This is a genomic window from Pseudomonas sp. CAU 1711, from assembly GCF_039888625.1.
In the GTDB taxonomy this organism is placed as follows: Bacteria; Pseudomonadota; Gammaproteobacteria; order Pseudomonadales; family Pseudomonadaceae; genus Aquipseudomonas.
Genome location: NZ_JBDQQT010000003.1, coordinates 214,636 through 228,364 on the forward strand (window position 1 = coordinate 214,636; position 13,729 = coordinate 228,364).

At 65.9% G+C, this 13,729-nt stretch carries 15 protein-coding genes; 12 read left to right on the plus strand and 3 right to left on the minus strand.

Going from position 1 to position 13,729, the window contains the following annotated elements; translation table 11 throughout:
• Positions 1–15: 15 nt before the first annotated feature.
• A complete protein-coding gene (locus AAFN46_RS04620) occupies positions 16–702 on the plus strand; it encodes a hypothetical protein (protein ID WP_347807520.1) in 687 nt (228 codons plus the stop codon).
• 6 nt (positions 703–708) lie between these two features.
• Here AAFN46_RS04620 and AAFN46_RS04625 read toward each other — a convergent pair whose 3' ends face one another.
• Entirely contained in the window at positions 709–1,152 is a 444-nt protein-coding gene (locus tag AAFN46_RS04625; RefSeq protein WP_347807521.1) for a universal stress protein, read from the minus strand.
• Positions 1,153–1,221: 69 nt separating this feature from the next.
• Between AAFN46_RS04625 and AAFN46_RS04630 the strand changes: the two genes are divergently transcribed.
• The 7 genes from AAFN46_RS04630 to AAFN46_RS04660 all read left to right on the plus strand — a co-directional run bounded on the left by AAFN46_RS04630 (position 1,222) and on the right by AAFN46_RS04660 (position 9,304).
• The gene (locus AAFN46_RS04630) at positions 1,222–1,659 is read left to right on the plus strand and encodes a hypothetical protein (RefSeq protein WP_347807522.1); all 438 of its coding nucleotides are present in this window, start codon (positions 1,222–1,224) and stop codon (positions 1,657–1,659) included.
• Positions 1,660–2,023: 364 nt separating this feature from the next.
• Complete coding sequence (gene fadB, locus AAFN46_RS04635) at positions 2,024–4,171, plus strand: fatty acid oxidation complex subunit alpha FadB (protein WP_347807523.1); 2,148 nt, start codon at positions 2,024–2,026, stop codon at positions 4,169–4,171.
• 30 nt (positions 4,172–4,201) lie between these two features.
• On the plus strand, positions 4,202–5,377 hold the full coding sequence (gene fadA, locus AAFN46_RS04640) for an acetyl-CoA C-acyltransferase FadA (protein ID WP_347807524.1): 1,176 nt from the start codon (positions 4,202–4,204) through the stop codon (positions 5,375–5,377).
• A gap of 75 nt (positions 5,378–5,452) precedes the next feature.
• Entirely contained in the window at positions 5,453–5,710 is a 258-nt protein-coding gene (locus AAFN46_RS04645) for a DUF1653 domain-containing protein (RefSeq protein ID WP_347807525.1), read from the plus strand.
• A gap of 91 nt (positions 5,711–5,801) precedes the next feature.
• Positions 5,802–8,411 (plus strand): type I DNA topoisomerase, encoded by a 2,610-nt coding sequence (gene topA / locus AAFN46_RS04650; protein WP_347807526.1) that lies wholly within the window; start codon positions 5,802–5,804, stop codon positions 8,409–8,411.
• A gap of 62 nt (positions 8,412–8,473) precedes the next feature.
• A complete protein-coding gene (locus AAFN46_RS04655) occupies positions 8,474–8,992 on the plus strand; it encodes a DUF6586 family protein (RefSeq protein ID WP_347807527.1) in 519 nt (172 codons plus the stop codon).
• Positions 8,993–9,070: 78 nt separating this feature from the next.
• Entirely contained in the window at positions 9,071–9,304 is a 234-nt protein-coding gene (locus tag AAFN46_RS04660) for a hypothetical protein (protein ID WP_347807528.1), read from the plus strand.
• Positions 9,305–9,345: 41 nt separating this feature from the next.
• On the opposite strand, the gene sulA is transcribed toward AAFN46_RS04660, so the two are convergent.
• Positions 9,346–9,813, minus strand: a complete 468-nt coding sequence (sulA, locus tag AAFN46_RS04665; RefSeq protein WP_347807529.1) for an SOS-induced cell division inhibitor SulA — start codon at positions 9,811–9,813, stop codon at positions 9,346–9,348.
• A gap of 17 nt (positions 9,814–9,830) precedes the next feature.
• Positions 9,831–10,442: a transcriptional repressor LexA gene (lexA, locus tag AAFN46_RS04670; RefSeq protein ID WP_347807530.1), complete on the minus strand. Its 612-nt coding sequence runs from the start codon at positions 10,440–10,442 to the stop codon at positions 9,831–9,833.
• A gap of 242 nt (positions 10,443–10,684) precedes the next feature.
• Between lexA and AAFN46_RS04675 the strand changes: the two genes are divergently transcribed.
• From AAFN46_RS04675 to AAFN46_RS04690, 4 genes are read left to right on the plus strand one after another with little or no spacing between them, the layout of a single operon-like run.
• Complete coding sequence (locus AAFN46_RS04675; protein WP_347807531.1) at positions 10,685–11,392, plus strand: TetR family transcriptional regulator; 708 nt, start codon at positions 10,685–10,687, stop codon at positions 11,390–11,392.
• Positions 11,393–11,431: 39 nt separating this feature from the next.
• On the plus strand, positions 11,432–11,956 hold the full coding sequence (locus AAFN46_RS04680) for a L,D-transpeptidase (RefSeq protein ID WP_347807532.1): 525 nt from the start codon (positions 11,432–11,434) through the stop codon (positions 11,954–11,956).
• Between the two features lie 21 nt (positions 11,957–11,977).
• Positions 11,978–12,976 (plus strand): beta-N-acetylhexosaminidase, encoded by a 999-nt coding sequence (gene nagZ / locus AAFN46_RS04685; RefSeq protein WP_347807623.1) that lies wholly within the window; start codon positions 11,978–11,980, stop codon positions 12,974–12,976.
• A gap of 10 nt (positions 12,977–12,986) precedes the next feature.
• The gene (locus tag AAFN46_RS04690; RefSeq protein ID WP_347807533.1) at positions 12,987–13,727 is read left to right on the plus strand and encodes an S-methyl-5'-thioinosine phosphorylase; all 741 of its coding nucleotides are present in this window, start codon (positions 12,987–12,989) and stop codon (positions 13,725–13,727) included.
• Positions 13,728–13,729 lie beyond the last annotated feature (2 nt).

A 13,729-nucleotide genomic window follows, 5' to 3' on the forward strand; every position in this document is an offset into this window, starting at 1 on the left:
CTGTCGGAGACATGCATGGCGATTGAGTACCGCGTCACTCTGGATGACAACCATCAGTTCAGCTACAGGATCGAGCTGGACCGTCAGTACGACCCCCAGAGTGCCGAGCAGACCCCCAGGTGGACGCGCCTGGAACACCACCAGTGCAGCAACTGCCCGCTGAGCAAGGACCAGTTCAGCCGCTGCCCGGCGGCGGTGGATCTGCACAGGGTCATCGAGGATTTTCAGGGCCTGCCGGCCTTCAAGAAGGCCCAGGTGTGGGTGCGCACGCCGGAGCGCGAGTACAGCAAGCTGGTGGGGCTGGAAGAGGGGCTGCGCTCGCTGCTCGGGGTGATCATGGCCACCAGCGCCTGCCCGGTGCTGGGCAAGCTCAAGCCCATGGCGCACAACCATCTGCCGTTCGCCAGCAGCCAGGAGTTCATCCTGCGCACCATCTCGCTGTACCTGACCCGGCAGTACTTCAACTATCGCGAGGGGCGTCACGCCGACTGGGATCTGAAGGGGCTGGTCAGGCAGTTCCAGCAGCTGCAGCTGGTCAACCAGGCCTTCTGGCAGCGCATCCACGACGTCTGCGAGGGCGACTCCAACCTCAAGGCCTTCCTCACCTTCTTCTCCATGTCGTCGAGCATGACGGTGTCCATGGAGACCCAGCTGCAGAAGATTCGTCCGCTGGTGATGAGCGCGGGCGAGAACCTGGAGTAGCCTGCGCTACTCCTTGGCCTTCTTCAGGCGCACCGCCAGCACGTCGCAGGGCGCGCCGTGCAGCACGTCGTTGGCGGTGGAGCCGAGCAGCAGGGCCAGGCCGTGGCGGCCGTGGCTGCCGACCACGATGAGGTCGCAGCCCTGTTCCTCGGCCAGGCGGTGGATCTCCTGGCGCGGCTGGCCATAGGCCAGGTGACGTTGCTCGCTGCCCAGCTGCGGATAGCGCCCGGCGAAGCTCTGCAGGTGCTCGCGGGCCTGGTCGAACTGCTGTTGCTGGAGCAGGGACAGGTCCATCGGCACGTCGCCGCCGAAGGCCATGGCCATCGGCTCGACTATGTGCACCAGCGAGGCCCTGGCGTCGCTGCTGGCGGCGATCGCCAGGGCGCGCTCGACCACGGGGTGGCACTCGTCGGTCAGGTCCACGGCGATCAGGATGTGCTGGTAGGGCATGGGTCTTCTCCACTGAGCGGGCATATTTGCAGTATGGTTCCGCTCCTTTCATAACACAGGTTTTTCCCGATGACTTGGTGGATCGTCCTGCTGCTGGTAGGTGCCGCGCTCAGCCCGCTGGTCTGGCTGCGGCCCTCGCCGCGCCAGCGCGGGCAGATGGAAATGCGCCTGGCGGCGCGCCGTCTGGGGCTCGGCATGCAGCTGGTACAGCAGGACTGGCCGCACTGGCTGCCGGGCCATCCGCCGACCAGCTGCGCCCAGTACCATCGCGGCCGCCGCGCCGGGCGCGGCGATAGCTGGAGTTGCTGGCAGGTGGCGCCCGGGCAATGGTGCAACCAGTGGCGCGAGCCCTGTGCCGACGAGGCGCTGCTGGCCGAGTTGCAGGCGCTTCCGGCGGACGTCTACAAGGTCGAGGCCGACCCGCGAATGATCGCGCTGTACTGGGGCGAGCGCGGCGGCGAGGCCGAGTTGCGCCAGGTGGCGGACTTCCTGGCGCGGCGCGCTTGAGGGGCTGCATCAATCTGTTGAATGTCGCGCGCTGTGTCCGCTAAATGTCTAGATAGAGAGGTCCGGCAGTATTTCGTGGCTCTCGCGCGGATTTCGGTCACGCTATGACGCTAGGCTTATTTGGGGCGCTTGCGACGGGCAATTGACAATTGCCGGGTTTTCACTGAATGTACGCCCACCCAAATCAAACGGGCGTATGAATCGAGCGTTTCGCCTCACCAGGCTGCGCCTTTACAGCCCGATTATCGCGTCGGCGGGTGTGTCGGATCGATTGGGACTATGCTCGACGGCCTGTGCCTAGAGCGGTTCCGGCCGGTTGGCTCCGATGTGTACAGTTCAGCTTCCATACCGTGGAGATCAGTTGATGATTTACGAAGGTAAAGCCATCACGGTTAAGGCTCTTGAGGGCGGCATCGTCGAATTGAATTTCGACCTCAAGGGTGAGTCCGTTAACAAGTTCAACCGTCTCACCCTGACCGAGCTGCGTCAGTCCGTGGATGCCATCAAGGCCGACGGTTCGATCAAGGGCGTAATCGTCACCAGCGGCAAAGACGTGTTCATCGTCGGCGCCGACATCACCGAATTCGTCGACAACTTCAAGCTGCCCGACGAAGAACTGGTTGCCGGCAACCTCGAAGCCAACAAGATCTTCAGCGATTTCGAAGACCTGGCCGTTCCGACCGTCATCGCCATCAACGGCATCGCCCTGGGCGGCGGTTTCGAGATGTGCCTGGCCGGCGACTACCGCGTCGCCTCCGAGAACGCCAAGATCGGCCTGCCGGAAGTCAAGCTGGGCATCTACCCGGGCTTCGGCGGCACCGTGCGCCTGCCGCGCGTGATCGGCACCGACAACGCCATCGAGTGGATCGCCTCCGGTAAGGAAAACAAGGCCGCCGACGCCCTGAAAGTGGGTGCCGTCGACGCCGTCGTGGCTCCGGCCAAGCTCAAGGACGCCGCTCTGGACCTGGTTCAGCGCGCCATCTCCGGCGAGCTGGACTATAAGGCCAAGCGTCAGCCCAAGCTGGAAAAGATCAAGCTCAACGCCATCGAGCAGATGATGGCCTTCGAGACCGCCAAGGGCTTCGTCGCTGGCCAGGCCGGCCCGAACTACCCGGCCCCGGTCGAGGCCATCAAGACCATCCAGAAGGCCGCCAACTTCGGCCGCGACAAGGCCCTGGAAGTCGAGGCCGCCGGCTTCGTCAAGCTGGCCAAGACCTCCGTCGCCGAGAGCCTGATCGGTCTGTTCCTGAATGACCAGGAACTGAAGAAGAAGGCCAAGCACCACGACGAGATCGCCCGCGACGTGAACCTGGCCGCCGTGCTCGGCGCCGGCATCATGGGTGGCGGCATCGCCTATCAGTCGGCCTCCAAGGGTACTCCGATCCTGATGAAGGATATCCGCGAAGAGGGTATCCAGATGGGGCTGACCGAGGCCTCCAAGCTGCTCGGCAAGCGCGTCGAGAAGGGCCGCATGACCCCGGCCAAGATGGCCGAGGCGCTCAACGCCATTCGCCCGACCATGTCCTACGGCGATTTCGGCAACGTCGACATCGTCGTCGAGGCCGTGGTCGAGAACCCCAAGGTCAAGCAGATCGTGCTGGCCGAAGTGGAAGGCGTGGTGCGCGAGGACGCCATCCTGGCTTCCAACACCTCCACCATCTCCATCAGCCTGCTGGCCCAGGCGCTCAAGCGCCCGGAAAACTTCGTCGGCATGCACTTCTTCAACCCGGTGCACATGATGCCGCTGGTTGAAGTGATCCGCGGCGAGAAGTCCAGCGAAGTGGCCGTCGCCACCACCGTGGCCTACGCCAAGAAGATGGGCAAGACCCCGATCGTGGTCAACGACTGCCCGGGCTTCCTGGTCAACCGCGTGCTGTTCCCGTACTTCGGCGGTTTCGCCAAGCTGCTGGAATTCGGCGTCGACTTCGTGCGCATCGACAAGATCATGGAGAAGTTCGGCTGGCCCATGGGCCCGGCCTACCTGTCCGACGTGGTCGGCATCGACACCGGCCACCACGGCCGTGACGTGATGGCCGAAGGCTTCCCGGACCGCATGGCCGTGGAAGGCAAGACCGCCGTCGACGTGATGTACGACGCCAACCGCCTGGGCCAGAAGAACGGCAAGGGCTTCTACGCCTACGAGACCGACAAGCGCGGCAAGCCGAAGAAGGTCCAGGATCCGCAGGCCTACGAGATCCTCAAGCCGATCATCAAAGAGCAGCGCGAGCTGAGCGACGAGGACATCATCAACTTCATGATGATCCCGCTGTGCCTGGAAACCGTTCGTTGCCTGGAAGACGGCATCGTCGATACCGCAGCCGAGGCCGATATGGGCCTGATCTACGGCATCGGCTTCCCGCCCTTCCGCGGTGGTGCCCTGCGTTACATCGATTCCATCGGTGTAGCCGAGTTCGTCGCCCTGGCCGACAAGTATGCCGACCTGGGCGGCCTGTACCACCCGACCGCCAAGCTTCGTGAAATGGCCGCCAAGGGCCAGAAGTTCTTCGGTTAATCGCGCAGCGAACAGAGCGAGAGTAGAAATATGAGCCTGAATCCGAGAGACGCGGTCATTGTCGACTTCGGCCGCACCCCGATGGGTCGTTCCAAGGGTGGCATGCACCGCAACACCCGTGCCGAGGACATGTCGGCCCATCTGATCAGCAAGCTCCTGGAGCGCAACACCAAGGTCGATCCGGCCGAAGTGGAAGACGTGATCTGGGGCTGCGTCAACCAGACCCTGGAGCAGGGCTGGAACATCGCGCGCATGGCGTCGCTGATGACCCAGATCCCGCACACCAGCGCCGGCCAGACCGTCAGCCGTCTGTGCGGTTCCTCCATGAGCGCCCTGCACACCGCCGTGCAGGCCATCCAGACCGGCAACGGCGACGTGTTCGTGGTCGGTGGCGTGGAGCACATGGGCCACGTCGGCATGATGCACGGCGTCGATCCGAACCCGCACCTGTCCCTGTACGCCGCCAAGGCGTCCGGCATGATGGGCCTGACCGCCGAGATGCTGGGCAAGATGCACGGCATGACCCGCGAGCAGCAGGACGCCTTCGGTGAGCGTTCCCACCGTCTGGCGCACAAGGCCACCGTCGAAGGCAAGTTCAAGGATGAAATCATCCCGATGCAGGGCTACGACGAGAACGGCTTCCTCAAGATGTTCGACTTCGACGAGACCATTCGTCCGGAGACCACCCTCGAGAGCCTGGCCGCGCTGAAACCGGCGTTCAACCCGAAAGGCGGCACCGTGACCGCGGGTACTTCCTCGCAGATCACCGACGGCGCTTCCTGCATGATCGTCATGAGCGCCCAGCGCGCCCAGGACCTGGGCATTGCCCCGATGGCCGTGGTTCGCGCCATGGCCGTGGCCGGTGTCGATCCGGCGATCATGGGTTACGGCCCGGTGCCGTCCACCCAGAAGGCGCTCAAGCGCGCCGGCCTGACCATGGACGACATCGACTTCGTCGAGCTCAACGAAGCCTTCGCCGCCCAGGCCCTGCCGGTGCTGAAGGACCTGAAACTCCTCGACAAGATGGAGCAGAAGGTCAACCTGCACGGCGGCGCCATCGCCCTGGGTCACCCGTTCGGCTGCTCCGGTGCGCGTATTTCCGGTACCCTGCTGAACGTGATGAAGCAGAACGGCGGTACTCTGGGCGTGTCCACCATGTGCGTGGGCCTCGGCCAGGGCATCACCACCATCTTCGAACGCGTCTAGGCGACCCCGTCTAAACGCTAGTCGATGTGAAAACCGGGGCCTGGTGCCCCGGTTTTTGTTTTGGGGAGGCGTCACATGCAACAGCTGCAACCAGGGCTCTACCGGCACTACAAGGGGCCGCAGTACCGCGTATTCGGCACCGCACGGCACTCGGAAAGCGAGGAGTGGCTGGTGGTTTACCAGGCGCTCTATGGCGACTACGGCTTGTGGGTCCGACCGCTGGAGATGTTCTGCAGCACGGTCGAACTGGACGGCGAAAGCGTCCCGCGCTTTGCTCTGATCGAGGCCGAACCGGCGCTGATCGGGCAGGTGCCGGCAGAGGCTCGCCCTTGACCTGGGCTCAGGCGCCACTATATATAGCGGTGCCTTGATAGGCTCCCGCCTCTTATTTCTTCCCTTCTAGCTTTCAGGAATTCTCCGATCCATGGGCAAATCGCTGGTCATAGTGGAATCCCCGGCCAAGGCCAAGACCATCAACAAGTACCTGGGCAACCAGTACGTGGTGAAGTCGAGCATCGGCCATATTCGTGACCTGCCCACCAGCGGTTCCGCCAGCGCCAGCAAGGAGCCGGCCAAGCGCGGCAAGGCTGCGGCCGCCGAGGCGCCGGCCCTGTCGCCCAAGGAAAAGGCCAAGCGCCAGCTGTTCGCCCGCATGGGCGTCGATCCCGAGCACGGCTGGAAGGCCAAGTACGAGATCCTGCCGGGCAAGGAGAAGGTGATCGAGGAGCTGCGCCGCCTGGCCAAGGATGCCGACACCATCTATCTCGCAACCGACTTGGACCGCGAAGGGGAGGCCATCGCCTGGCACCTGCGCGAGGCCATCGGCGGCGACGACAGCCGCTACAAGCGCGTGGTGTTCAACGAGATCACCAAGAAGGCCATCCAAGAGGCCTTCTCCCAGCCGGGCGAGCTCGACATCAACCGGGTCAATGCCCAGCAGGCGCGGCGCTTCCTCGATCGCGTCGTGGGCTATATGGTCTCGCCGCTGCTGTGGGCCAAGATCGCTCGCGGCCTGTCCGCCGGTCGCGTGCAGTCGGTGGCGGTGAAGCTGGTGGTGGCCCGCGAGAAGGAAATCCGCGCCTTCGTGCCGGAAGAGTACTGGGAGGTGCACGCCGACCTGGGCACGGCCAAGAGCGACAAGGTGCGCTTCGAGGTGGTCCGCGAGAACGGCGAGGCCTTCAAGCCGCTCAACGAGGCCCAGGCCATGGCGGCGCTGGAGAAGCTCAAGGCTTCCAGCTACAGCGTGGCCAAGCGCGAGGACAAGCCGACCTCAAGCAAGCCGAGCGCGCCTTTCATTACCTCCACCCTGCAGCAGGCGGCGAGCAACCGCCTCGGCTTCGGCGTGAAGAAGACCATGATGATGGCCCAGCGTCTCTACGAGGCCGGCTACATCACCTACATGCGTACCGACTCGACCAATCTGTCGGCCGACGCCATCGAGATGGTCAGGGGCTTTATCGACAGCGAGTTCGGCCAGAAATACCTGCCGGCCAAGCCGAACCTCTATTCGAGCAAGGAGGGTGCCCAGGAAGCGCACGAGGCGATCCGCCCGTCCGACGTCAACCTGCGCCCGACTCAGCTGTCCGGCATGGAGCGCGACGCCGAGCGCCTGTACGAGCTGATCTGGCGCCAGTTCGTGGCCTGCCAGATGCCGCCGGCCGAATACCTGTCCACCAGCGTCAGCGTCGCCGCTGGCGCCTTCGAGCTGCGCGCCAAGGGCCGCATCCTCAAGTTCGACGGCTACACCCGCGTGCTGCCGCAACAGGGCAAGCCGGGCGAGGACGACGTGCTGCCGGAGATGAAGGAGGGCGAGGCGCTCGAGCTGCTCAAGCTCGACCCCAGCCAGCACTTCACCAAGCCGCCGGCGCGTTTCTCCGAGGCCAGCCTGGTCAAGGAGCTGGAAAAGCGCGGCATCGGCCGGCCGTCCACCTATGCGGCGATCATCTCGACCATCCAGGAGCGCGGCTACGTCACCGTGCACAACCGCCGCTTCTACGCCGAGAAGATGGGCGACATCGTCACCGAGCGTCTCGACGAGAGTTTCGCCAACCTGATGGACTACGGCTTCACCGCCGCCATGGAGGAGCACCTCGACGACGTGGCCCAGGGCGAGCGCGACTGGAAGCACCTGCTCGACGAGTTCTACGGCGATTTCCGCAAGAAGCTGGAGCTGGCCGAGGCGGCCAACGACGGCATGCGCGCCAACCAGCCGACCCCGACCGATATCGCCTGCCGCGAATGCGGCCGGCCGATGATGATCCGCACCGCCTCCACCGGCGTGTTCCTCGGCTGTTCCGGCTATGCGCTGCCGCCGAAGGAACGCTGCAAGGCCACCCTCAACCTGATTCCGGGCGACGAGATCGCCGCCGACGACGAGGGCGAGTCCGAATCCCTGGTGCTGCTGGGCAAGCACCGCTGCCCGATCTGCGCGACCGCCATGGACGCCTATCTGCTCGACGAGACCCGCAAACTGCATATCTGCGGCAACAACCCGGATTGCGCCGGCTACGAGATCGAGCAGGGCCAGTACCGCATCAAGGGCTACGAGGGCCCGAGCCTGGAGTGCGACAAGTGCGGCAGCGAGATGCAGCTCAAGACCGGTCGCTTCGGCAAGTTCTTCGGCTGCACCAACGCCAGCTGCAAGAACACCCGCAAGCTGCTCAAGAACGGTGAGGCGGCGCCGCCCAAGATGGATGCGGTGCCGATGCCGGAGCTGCGCTGCGAGAAGGTCGACGACACCTATGTGCTGCGTGACGGTGCCTCGGGGCTGTTCCTCGCCGCCAGCGGCTTCCCGAAGAACCGCGAGACCCGCGCGCCGCTGGTGCTGGAACTGATTCCGCACAAGAGCGAGATCGACCCCAAGTATCACTTCCTGTTGGACGCCCCGCAGAAGGATCCGGAAGGCCGCCCGGCGGTGATCCGCTACAGCCGCAAGACCAAGGAGCAATATGTGCAGAGCGAGGTGGACGGCAAGCCCACCGGCTGGCGCGCCTTCTTCGACGGCGGCAAGTGGAAGGTGGAAGACAAGCGCTGATCGCGCCCGAGCGCCCGTGATGCGGGCGCGCTGTCCACCCCGAACATCTGCGAGGCACTGGCATGGCCCACGAACTCTATACCCGCACCAACCAGAAGATCTTCTTCGCCGGCCTGGCTCTGGAGAACCTGCGCAAGGCCGAGGCCGGCGAGGCGATGAACGCCCAGGCGCTGATGCTGGCCGAGCGCGAGGCGGCGCTGTTCCACCTCTATGGCGCGCTGCTGGGGTTGTGCCACGAGGTGGCCGGCTACTACAGGCTGGCCGAGGCCTACGCGCCGCGCGTGGAACTGCTGCTGAACCAGGACGTGCTGCAGGCCTCGCCGACCCCGGAACTGGCTGAGCTGGTGGAGATCGCCCGGCAGCCGGAGAGCTGGCTGGCCCGTCTGCTGGCCGCCCATGCGGCGTTGTTCCAGCCGCCGCAGGCGCCGAAGACCGCCAAGGTCGATCCGGGGCTGCCGCTGATCGGCGCGGTCAGCATCGAGGAGGAGTCGCCGGCGTTGAACAGCGATGAGCTGGAGAGCTGGCGCCAGCAGCTCAAGCAGCTGGTGCTGCGCTACCGGGAGTCGCTCAGCGAGTGCTGAGCGTGCGGCGCGGCTCATTTATCCTGGGGTGATGGCCTTTTGGCTGTTACACTGGCCGTCCGCTAGGAGATTCCCGCCATGCCCACTTCCTTCCTCGAAATCGTCGAACTGCCCGATGGCCGCATCATTCTGCGTCGCGCCGAGGATGAGGAAGTGCTGGTGACCCTGGACTTCTCGGCGGATGCCAAGGCCTTCCTGCAGGGGCATCATGTCGAGGTGGCCAAGGCCATGCTCAATGTCGGCGTGCAGATGGCCGGCCGCCTGGCCGAAGGCGAGATCGAGCACGAAGAGCAGCCGCGTGTGCTGCACTGATCGCGGCGCCCGCTAGGGGCGCTGCGAAGCGGCGAGAGACATCAATCCAGTCGAATATTCAGGCTCTGCGCGCTGCCCAGGCGAGCGGCGCAGGCCAGGCTTGCGCGCTGAACCGGCTGCAGGTCGAGCCAGCTCACCACCGTGTGGCTGCGGCCCAGGCGTAGCGCCTCGCGGGCTAGATCCTGCGCATTCTGACCGGCGCGCGGTTGCAACAGCAGCAGGCGATCGAGATTGAGGCCGGCGCTGCGCAGCCAGGCGGTGGTGATGGCGGCGGGCGGGGCGACCAGGGTCAGCCAGCGGGCGTCCTGGTTCAGGCTGAGCTCGCGCAGCACCGGGCCGAGCAGGTGCCGGCAGTTGCCGAGCGAGCCGGTCAGGCGCAGCTCGCTGAAGGGCTCGGGCTCGTCTTGCCAGGCTGGGCCCGGCGCTTCGTCGAGCAATGGCAGGCTACTGCCGAGGAAGGCTTCAAACAGCGGGAGTTGCGAACGGTTCAGCGACTGCGGGAACTGCATGAAGCTCTCCTCGATGCTCAGCGGCGGATCACGCCGACACTCAGGCCTTCGATCACCAGGTCCTGTTCTTCCAGGTCCACCTCGATGGGGGCGAACTCCGGGTTCTCTGCGATCAGCAGCACCTTGTTGCCGGTGCGCTGGAAGCGTTTGACCGTGACCTCGTCATCGATACGGGCGACCACTATCTGGCCGTTGCGGGCCTCGCGGGTGGTGTGCACGGCCAGCAGGTCGCCATCGAGGATGCCGATGTCCTTCATGCTCATGCCGCGCACGCGCAGCAGGTAGTCGGCCTTGGGGTGGAAGAACTCCGGATTGATCTTGCAGGAGTCCTCCACGTTCTGCTGGGCGAGGATCGGCGCGCCGGCGGCGACCCGGCCGATCACCGGCAGGCCTTCTTCCTCCTGGGCGGCCGGCTCGAAGCCGGGGATGCGGATGCCGCGCGAGGCGCCCGGAGTCATCTCGATGGCGCCCTTGCGGGCCAGGGCCTTGAGGTGTTCCTCGGCGGCGTTGGGGGACTTGAAGCCGAGTTCCTGGGCGATCTCGGCGCGGGTCGGCGGATAGCCGTTGTCTTCCAGGCAACGCTTGATGAAGGCGAGAATCTCGGATTGGCGCGGCGTCAGTTTGAGCATGCTGGCGGTCTGTCTGTTTATACAGTTGCTGTGATTATATACAGTGATTGGCCGCTGGCAACAGTTGTTTCAGTCGAAGGCGAAATCGCCATTTCTGCCGCCCGGCGGGGCGAGTGGGGAATTTGCCCGGTTGACCTATGGTTAAATGCGTGACCGGTCAGCCATGAATGGGCCTGTCAGGCTTGACAGGGCTAGAGCCTGAAACGTATGTTTCAAACAAGTGTTTGTCAGGTGAGGGTGTCATGGCTCAATCAGAGACCGTTGAGCGCATTTTGGATGCTGCCGAGCAGCTGTTCGCGGAAAAGGGCTTCGCCGAGACTTCCCTGCGTCTGATCACCAGCAAGGCCGGGGTCAACCTGGCCGCCGTCAATTACCACTTCGGCTCCAAGAAGGCGCTGATCCAGGCGGTGTTCTCGCGCTTCCTCGGGCCTTTCTGCATCAGTCTCGAACGCGAGCTGGACCGCCGCCAGGCCAGGCCGGACGGCAAGGCCAGCCTGGAGGAGCTGCTGGAGATGCTGGTGGAGCAGGCGCTCGCGGTGAAGCCGCGCAGCGGCAACGACCTGTCCATCTTCATGCGCCTGCTCGGTCTGGCCTTCAGCCAGAGCCAGGGGCACCTGCGCAAGTATCTGGAAGAGGTGTACGGCAAGGTCTTCCGCCGCTACATGCAGCTGCTCAACGAGGTGGCGCCCAAGCTGCCACCGCTGGAGATCTTCTGGCGCGTACACTTCATGCTCGGCGCCGCGGCGTTCAGCATGTCCGGGATCAAGGCCCTGCGCGGCATGGCGGAGAACGACTTCGGCGTGGATACCTCGATCGAGCAGGTGATGCGCCTGATGGTGCCCTTCCTCGCCGCCGGCATGCGCGCCGAGAGCGGGGTGAACGACGAGGTGCTGGCCAACGCCCAGTTCAAGCCGCGCGCCAAGGTGAGTGCGACCGCCAAGGCCGGCTGACGCTGTGCCTGGGCGGGTCGATGGGCTAAGCTAGCCACTATGCGTTCGCTCGATTTCCTGCATATCTCCATCGCCGACCAGTGTCTGTACGGCTTCGCCGACGGGCAGCTGGTGGTGCGCCTGCCGGTGTCCACCGCGCTCAATGGCGCCGGCGAGCGCAGCGGCTCCAACTGCACGCCGCGCGGCCGCCACCAGGTGCGGGCGAAGATTGGCGAGGGCCTGCCGCTGGGGGCGGTGCTGCGCGGGCGGCGCTGGACCGGCGAGGTCTGGTCCGCGGCGCTGGACGCACAGTTCCCCGGGCGCGACTGGATCCTCACCCGTATCCTCTGGCTCAGCGGCCGCGAGCCCGGGATCAACCGCCTGGGTGCGGTCGACACCTTCCGCCGCTACATCTACCTGCATGGCACGCCCGACAACCAGCCGATGGGCGTGCCGCGCTCCCATGGCTGCATCCGCCTGCGCAACGCCGACCTGCTGGAACTCTTCCCCCGCGTCCCGCTCCATTGCCCGGTTCAGATCGACGAGGCGGCGTGCCCGCAGTGGGCCACCACCGACCTCGCTTAAGGATTACTTGTGACACAGACTCTGCATGGCTCCCTGATGCTGGACATCCAGGGCACCTGGCTGACTGCCGAAGATCGCCACCTGCTGCGCCAGCCCGAGGTGGCCGGCCTGATCCTGTTCGCCCGCAACATCGAGGAGCCACGCCAGGTGCGCGAGCTGTGCGCGGCGATCCGCGCCGTGCGTCCGGACCTGCTGCTGGCCGTGGATCAGGAGGGTGGGCGCGTGCAGCGCCTGCGCCGCGGCTTCGTGCGCCTGCCGGCGATGCGCGCGCTGGCCGATAACGCCGCCGCCGAGCGGCTGGCCGAGCACTGCGGCTGGCTGATGGCCAGCGAGGTGCTGGCCGTGGGGCTGGACCTCAGTTTCGCCCCGGTGCTGGACCTGGACCACCAGCGCAGCGCCGTGGTCGGCAGCCGCAGCTTCGAGGGCGACCCGGAGCTTGCGACCCGCCTGGCCGGCGCCTTTATCCGCGGCATGAACGCCGCGGGCATGGCCGCCTGCGGCAAGCACTTCCCCGGCCATGGCTGGGCCGAGGCCGACTCCCATGTGGCCATCCCGGTCGACGAGCGCAGCCTGGAGGAGATTCGCGCCAAGGACCTGATCCCGTTCCAGCGCCTGAGCCGGCAGCTGGCCGCGGTGATGCCGGCCCATGTCATCTATCCGCAGGTGGACGCCGGGCCGGCCGGTTTCTCGCGGCGCTGGCTGCAGGACATCCTGCGCGGCGAGCTGGGCTTCCAGGGGGTGATCTTCAGCGACGACCTGTCGATGGCCGGCGCCCATGTGGTGGGCGACGCCGCCAGCCGCATCGAGGCGGCCCTGAGCGCCGGTTGCGACATGGGCCTGGTGTGCAACGACCGTGGCGCCGCCGAGCTGGCCCTGAGCGCCCTGCAGCGTCTCGGCGTGCGACCGCCCCAGGGGCTTGCGCGCATGCGCGGGCGGGGCTTCGCCCGCACCGACTACAAACAGCAGCCGCGCTGGCTGCAGGCCGTCGCCGCGTTGCGCGACGCCCAGCTGATCGATTGAGGGGTTGGCGATGACGACCTACGCCATCATCGGCGGCAGCGGCCTGACCCAGCTGGAGGGCCTCGACCTCAAACAGGCGCAGAGCCTCGACACGCCCTATGGCCAGCCCTCGGCGGAGGTGCTGCGTGGCCAGTATGCCGGGCGCGAGGTGCTGTTCCTCGCCCGTCACGGCCATCCACACCGCATTCCGCCGCACCAGGTGAACTATCGCGCCAACCTCTGGGCGCTCAAGCAGGCCGGTGCCGAGGCGGTGCTGGCGGTCAACGCGGTGGGCGGCATTCACCCGGCCATGGGCAGCGGCCACCTCTGTGTAGCGCATCAGCTGATCGACTACACCTGGGGGCGCGCACATAGCTTCTTCGAGGGCGAGCTCGCGCATGTCACCCATGTCGATTTCAGCCACCCCTACGACGAGGCGCTGCGCGGCCGGCTGATCGCCGCCCTGCAGGAACTCGGCTACCCGCACAGTAGTCACGGTGTCTATGGCGCCACCCAGGGGCCGCGCCTGGAGACGGCGGCGGAAATCGCCCGCCTGGAGCGCGACGGCTGTGACATCGTCGGCATGACCGGCATGCCCGAGGCCGCCCTGGCCCGTGAGCTGGAGCTGCCCTACGCCTGCCTGGCGCTGGTGGTCAATCCGGCGGCCGGCAAGGCCAGCGGCATCATCTCCATGGCCGAGATCGAGGCCGAGCTGGCGCGCGGCATCGACAAGGTGCGCGCGGTGCTGGGCAGGGTGCTGGCGGCGGACTAATC

What these genes read in the sequence shown, in the direction of transcription:
- sulA (WP_347807529.1), bottom strand. Translation starts at nt 9,813, where the DNA reads ATGCAGTTCCCGCAGTCGCTGAACCGTTCGCAACTCCCGCTGTTTGAA.
- lexA (WP_347807530.1), bottom strand. Translation starts at nt 10,442, where the DNA reads ATGCTCAAACTGACGCCGCGCCAATCCGAGATTCTCGCCTTCATCAAG.
- AAFN46_RS04675 (WP_347807531.1), top strand. Translation starts at nt 10,685, where the DNA reads ATGGCTCAATCAGAGACCGTTGAGCGCATTTTGGATGCTGCCGAGCAG.
- AAFN46_RS04655 (WP_347807527.1), top strand. Translation starts at nt 8,474, where the DNA reads ATGGCCCACGAACTCTATACCCGCACCAACCAGAAGATCTTCTTCGCC.
- AAFN46_RS04625 (WP_347807521.1), bottom strand. Translation starts at nt 1,152, where the DNA reads ATGCCCTACCAGCACATCCTGATCGCCGTGGACCTGACCGACGAGTGC.
- AAFN46_RS04620 (WP_347807520.1), top strand. Translation starts at nt 16, where the DNA reads ATGGCGATTGAGTACCGCGTCACTCTGGATGACAACCATCAGTTCAGC.
- AAFN46_RS04630 (WP_347807522.1), top strand. Translation starts at nt 1,222, where the DNA reads ATGACTTGGTGGATCGTCCTGCTGCTGGTAGGTGCCGCGCTCAGCCCG.
- AAFN46_RS04645 (WP_347807525.1), top strand. Translation starts at nt 5,453, where the DNA reads ATGCAACAGCTGCAACCAGGGCTCTACCGGCACTACAAGGGGCCGCAG.
- AAFN46_RS04690 (WP_347807533.1), top strand. Translation starts at nt 12,987, where the DNA reads ATGACGACCTACGCCATCATCGGCGGCAGCGGCCTGACCCAGCTGGAG.
- fadA (WP_347807524.1), top strand. Translation starts at nt 4,202, where the DNA reads ATGAGCCTGAATCCGAGAGACGCGGTCATTGTCGACTTCGGCCGCACC.
- fadB (WP_347807523.1), top strand. Translation starts at nt 2,024, where the DNA reads ATGATTTACGAAGGTAAAGCCATCACGGTTAAGGCTCTTGAGGGCGGC.
- topA (WP_347807526.1), top strand. Translation starts at nt 5,802, where the DNA reads ATGGGCAAATCGCTGGTCATAGTGGAATCCCCGGCCAAGGCCAAGACC.
- AAFN46_RS04660 (WP_347807528.1), top strand. Translation starts at nt 9,071, where the DNA reads ATGCCCACTTCCTTCCTCGAAATCGTCGAACTGCCCGATGGCCGCATC.
- AAFN46_RS04680 (WP_347807532.1), top strand. Translation starts at nt 11,432, where the DNA reads ATGCGTTCGCTCGATTTCCTGCATATCTCCATCGCCGACCAGTGTCTG.